Here is a 4,933-nt window from a genome sequence, read left to right on the forward strand (position 1 = left end):
CAGTCGGCGCCACGACCAGCCACGGCACGGTAACTGCCGTGCCGAGCAATCCGGCCACAATCAATGGTTTACGTCCCAGCCGGTCTGACAGGATTCCGAAGAGAGGTTGGAACAGAGCGAAGGTGAGGCTCAGGGCGCCAAAGAGCAGTCCTACGCCTGCACTGCCGAGGCCAAAACGTTTATGCAGGTCGATGGGCAGGAGAGGTTCCAGCATACCAAACCCGAAGCTGCTCGTGACAGTTATAATCACACCCCAGAAAATGTTCCGGTTGCATAAAAGCTCCTGCCAGGGCGGCTGGTGCCCGGTGGTGCTTTTTTTGGGGGGCAGGGGGCTGGACCAGAGCAGAAAGGTCAGCAGAGCCCCTGCCCCCGCCGTTATTTGAAAGGGGAAGGCGTAACCGGTGAACTGGTAAAGGGTACCACCCAGCACGGGGCCGATGATGGTACCCAGGCCGGTGCTGGTCATGACCATCCCCATCTTCTCCCCCCTTAAACGGGGTGGGTATAGAGCTGCTACCAGGGCAAGGCCTGCGGACCAGGTGGCTGCTGCGGCTAATCCCTGGAGTAAGCGGCCGATAACTAAAAGCAATACCGAGCGGGACATCATGAAGATTAGCGTGGAAATGGTAAGTCCGGCCATACCAAAAACCATGACCGGCCTGTAACCGTAACGGTCACAGAGCAGTCCCGCGGGGACGCTGGCCAGAAGGAGGCCGGCGGAAAGAGCGGCAAAAATCACCCCCAATTCAGTGGTGGAGGCGCCTGTGCTGGTGGCGTAATAGGGCATCACGGGGACGATAATTCCGTATAACACAGTATCCAGAAAAACAGCCAGGTTGATCAGTGTAAACAAATAGCCGGTATTCATAATCTGTTTCGCCTGCAAGCCCTCCTCGCAAAAGGTTCGGTGATTTAAGAAAAACTGTGCCCTTTTGTTCACTTTTTATGACTTATATCTTTAAACAATATGTTGCTGATCTCGCTCAAAAGGCCTCTTGGTTTCTAAACTTGTGTGAACGAAAAATTAGCCCTTTAAAGGGCTCTTCCTTTTTCCAGGACATTTTTTTACATTGGGCGTCTTATACGACTTTCACCTTCCAATAACGCAATATGGTCAGTCATTAATGATCTTCCAGGCATTTATGCAAAACGCCTTTTCCGCATCAGGCAAACCCAGGCTCTGGGCGGCTTTGGGTGGTTAGAGCCAAAATGGCTTGAAACGAGCGAAAGGATTTCGAAGTAGGGCTCCACAGAGTTAACAATATCTTTGGCAGTCCTCTGTGGTGGACCTGGACCATCACGTCGTTCATCGGCGTTGCCAATAATGCTCAGCCACAGGCCACCCTCTTCTAAATGGGCAGCTACATTTTCAGCAAAGCTCTTCCGTTCTTCATCCGAATTTAATGAATGAAAACAACCCCTATCAAATGCAAAGCCAAATGGTGCTCCCTCAATTTTGTTTGTAGAGAAGTCAATCACAATAAAAGTACATTTGACATTAGCTTTTGAAGCTTTCTCTATAGCTCTTTGTATTGCAACTTCCGAAGTATCAATACCTATCACATCGAAATTATTCTGGGAAAGCCATATGGAGTTGTCGCCAGTTCCACACCCAATATCCAGTGCTTTACAAGGTTTTATGGCCATCGTAGTCACAGTCTGAATGAGGTTGAAATCAGGCTTGCCAATATCCCAAGGAGTATCACCTGTTTCATATCTTTTCTGGTAACGTTTCTCTATCGTCATCTTCTTCTCACCTCCTGATCTTCCCGAAAGAAAAACTGGACCTTCTGCTGGAAGAAAACATACTCCCCGCCCTGGCCTCCGCTTGCAGGCGCTCTACCTTCTCCCGCATCCGGTCAAAGTCCGACAATGCGCTGGCACCGGCCACCTGCTGCACCGCTTCGCTCGCTTAAGCAATTTCAATTAAAATCCCTCCAATCCCCCCTGATTTTAGATTCAGTGATCCCATTACCTGATCAAATATCTTCCGGCTCGGAGTACTGTCCCCCATCTTTTCTTTCCTCCGCTGCCAAATTCCTGCTGCCAAATAGCAAAAACGGGTTTCCCAACAACACTGTGTCAGAAAACACAGTAAGCACCTTTTGTTCGATCAACTTGAAGCCGATTAACCTCAAAAACCGGTCTCTGTCCTCTTCGTTCCAAAACAGGGTTCTCGCGGCCGTCCAGATACGTTACCGGTAACCCGAAACACTCAGCCAGAAAACCTATGGGTACAGTGTGGCAGAAAAGTTTCGGGTAACCGCGCTGGCGCTCCCGGGCTGCACCAGCACAGCAGTGTAACGTCCCTGCGCTTAATCATAAAGCAGGATTTATCATCTGGAAAACGAATTTCCAATAATGGGTAATCAGAGAGGAGGGTGGGGCATGCACCTGTATCTTGTGGATGACGGGACTCTTACTGCGAGAGCATTGCACCGTGAATTGCCTGCTCTGCTGGCCGGGTGGCCGGTTACCATAACGGTGTTAAGGACAGGTTTGGGAGATAATTCTTCCACTGAACCTGCCCGAGGTGATGAAAAAGGAGTCAAAGAGTTTTATGGTTCTGCGGCGGAGCTGGCCGGTAAGCTGGCCGGGGCCGAGATCCTGGTGGTTCATAAAGCGCCCGTGACTGAAGAAGTAATCGAGAGTGCACCAGGGTTACGGCTGATTGCCTGTGCCCGGGCGCACCCGGTGAATGTGGATGTGAGAGCGGCCTTGAAACGGGGGATCCCCGTGGTGCATGCCCCGGGGCGTGCGGCCGACTCAACCGCCGATTTAACCATGGCCCTTTTGCTCTTTCTGGCCCGCAATATGGGGGAGGTCTGTCGTCTGGTGAGCCGCCTGGGGGCCGGTGCCTGGCATTACGACTGCCGCAGCCGGCTGGAGGGGGTGGAACTGGCCGGGAGGGTCCTGGGTATTATCGGTTTCGGGCAGGTGGGCCGGCGGGTGGCGGCTCGGGCACAGGCTTTTGGTATGAAACTTCTCGTGTACAGTCCCCATGTGGCTCCGGCAGAGATCTTGGCCGCGGGTGGCCGGCCCGTGACTCTGGAAGAACTCCTCCGGGCTTCCGATTTTGTGAGCCTGCATACCCGGCCCACTCCCGAAAAAATCGGTTTAATTGGCGCACCCCAGCTTGCTTTGATGAAGAAATCGGCCTGCTTGATCAATACCGCCCGGGGTGAACTGGTAGATGAGGATGCCCTTTACTTTGCGTTAAAGGAAAAAAGAATCCGGGCAGCGGCACTGGATGTTTTAATTTCGGAACCCCCGTCTCCGGATCACCCCTTTTTTACACTCGACAACGTTCTCCTGACCCCCCACCTGGGAGGCAAGACGGAAGCCGCACCGCTGAAAGCAGCGAAAATAATTGCCGGGGAAATTGTAAATTTTTTGGGCGGGAAACCTCTCCGGCATGGAGCAGTTCAGGGGTAAGAAAAGTTTGATGCCAGTCTTCCCATCAATTGGCCGTTGCCCTGCGTCCACGCTTTTATTACAATCTTTATAGAGATGTGTATATAGAAAATTAGATAATTATTAAATGGTATCCGGCTGTGCCGGTAATTTTTTTGTGTTCGGGGGAGGTATGGGAGTGAAAAAACGTCGTTTGTTGAGCCTTATCATGTTCTTAATTGCCCTGCCCTGTCTGGTGGTTGCGAGTACAGGAGGTGCCTTGAGCGGCCCGGAGCTGCAGGTTTCGCTTGCGCAGGCGACTGAAAATAAGGGTTCATTTTCCCAGCAGGTGCCGGATTACCAGCCACTGCGGGCACAGCTTGAAGCGTACCTGTCCCAGCAGCCGGGAGTCTACGGTATTTACTTCAAGGACCTGGAGTCAGGGGCCAGTTTTGATATAAACGGTGATGAGCCCATAACTGCCGCCAGTACGGTGAAAGTACCTGTGGTTCTTTACTTGAACCATCTCGTAGCCCAGGGCAGGTTGAACTGGAATGACCGGGTTGTTTATGACAGCAGCCAGGACTATCAGGGAGGTGCCGGTATCCTGCAGTTTGCAGCCCGGGACGGTGACAGCTATTCCCTGCGGGTGCTGGCCAATCTTGCCATAACCATCAGCGACAACATTGCTTACCGCATGCTGGTGCGCTACCTGGGCAAGGAGAATGTGGCCCAGTTTATGCGTGACCTTGGTGGACAGACCGTGTTCCCCAATGGCGAGAATATCACCACTGCCCGGGATATGGGCCGGTATATGGAGGCAGTGCTGGAATTCAGCCGCGAGTACCCTGCTTTGGGGGAACGTCTGCTGGATGATATGGCTAACCCCATTTACCACGTCGGTCTCCCCGGCAAGCTTCCGCCGGAGGTACGGGTTGCCCACAAGGAAGGAGATGTCTGGGGTGTGGCCAACGATGTGGGGATTATTTTCACCGAACATCCTTACATTCTGGTGGTGCTTTCCAAAGGGGAAACAGATGTGGATACAGGGTTTGCGCGCATTGCCGAGATTTCCCGGATAGTCTATGACTACCAGATAAACGTTTACCGTTGATAGCGTTAGCTCTGCCCTAAAATAAAGGTGCCTGGCGTTTTTAAAATCGCCAGGCTCTTTTAATCCTTTAAATTGAAACTAAACTAAGATTTTTTAGCTACCAGGTCGTCCAGCGTTTTAAAAGTATAACCCTGGGCTTTGGCATCTTTGATGATACGGTCGAGGGCCTCGGTGTTATCCCTGGATATGGCGTGCAGCAGTATTACTGCTCCGTTGTGCAGGTTATCCATTACCGATTGGTAGGCTTCCTGTGAGCCTCCGGGCATGGGCACCCAGTCCACCAGGGCCAGGCTCCAGAAAATATTGTGATACCCGAGTTGCCTGGTTACGGCCAGAGTTCGCTCACTGTATTCTCCTTTGGGCGGGCGCAGGTATTTCATCTTCTTCCCTGTCAATGCCCATAGGCTTGCCCCCTAACCGGTGCGG

6 protein-coding genes are annotated in these 4,933 nt (G+C 52.3%); 2 read left to right on the forward strand and 4 right to left on the reverse strand.

Features of this window, described 5'->3' with window-relative positions; genetic code table 11:
- From ACPLUI_RS08995 to ACPLUI_RS09005, 3 genes are all read right to left on the reverse strand, one after another.
- A partial coding sequence (locus ACPLUI_RS08995; protein WP_424659929.1) for an MFS transporter occupies nt 1-868 on the reverse strand: 868 nt, incomplete at its 3' end.
- A gap of 272 nt (nt 869-1,140) precedes the next feature.
- Complete coding sequence (locus ACPLUI_RS09000) at nt 1,141-1,746, reverse strand: class I SAM-dependent methyltransferase (protein WP_424659930.1); 606 nt, start codon at nt 1,744-1,746, stop codon at nt 1,141-1,143.
- A 7-nt stretch (nt 1,747-1,753) separates the two neighbouring features.
- Nucleotides 1,754-1,900, reverse strand: a complete 147-nt coding sequence (locus ACPLUI_RS09005; protein WP_424659931.1) for a hypothetical protein — start codon at nt 1,898-1,900, stop codon at nt 1,754-1,756.
- A 488-nt stretch (nt 1,901-2,388) separates the two neighbouring features.
- Here ACPLUI_RS09005 and ACPLUI_RS09010 point away from each other — a divergent pair, with 488 nt between their 5' ends.
- Nucleotides 2,389-3,435 (forward strand): NAD(P)-dependent oxidoreductase, encoded by a 1,047-nt coding sequence (locus ACPLUI_RS09010; RefSeq protein WP_424659932.1) that lies wholly within the window; start codon nt 2,389-2,391, stop codon nt 3,433-3,435.
- A gap of 151 nt (nt 3,436-3,586) precedes the next feature.
- Entirely contained in the window at nt 3,587-4,507 is a 921-nt protein-coding gene (locus ACPLUI_RS09015) for a serine hydrolase (RefSeq protein ID WP_424659933.1), read from the forward strand.
- Between the two features lie 83 nt (nt 4,508-4,590).
- Here the strand turns inward: ACPLUI_RS09015 and ACPLUI_RS09020 are convergent, their stop codons facing one another.
- Nucleotides 4,591-4,902, reverse strand: coding sequence for a polysaccharide deacetylase family protein (locus ACPLUI_RS09020; protein WP_424659934.1), 312 nt, complete (start codon nt 4,900-4,902; stop codon nt 4,591-4,593).
- Nucleotides 4,903-4,933: the final 31 nt, after the last annotated feature.

This window comes from Desulfofundulus sp. (assembly GCF_049701015.1).
In the GTDB taxonomy this organism is placed as follows: domain Bacteria; phylum Bacillota; class Desulfotomaculia; order Desulfotomaculales; family Desulfovirgulaceae; genus Desulfofundulus.

Coding starts and splice junctions, on each gene's coding strand:
- ACPLUI_RS09000 (WP_424659930.1), bottom strand. CDS start 1,746: ATGACGATAGAGAAACGTTACCAGAAAAGATATGAAACAGGTGATACT.
- ACPLUI_RS09010 (WP_424659932.1), top strand. CDS start 2,389: ATGCACCTGTATCTTGTGGATGACGGGACTCTTACTGCGAGAGCATTG.
- ACPLUI_RS09015 (WP_424659933.1), top strand. CDS start 3,587: ATGGGAGTGAAAAAACGTCGTTTGTTGAGCCTTATCATGTTCTTAATT.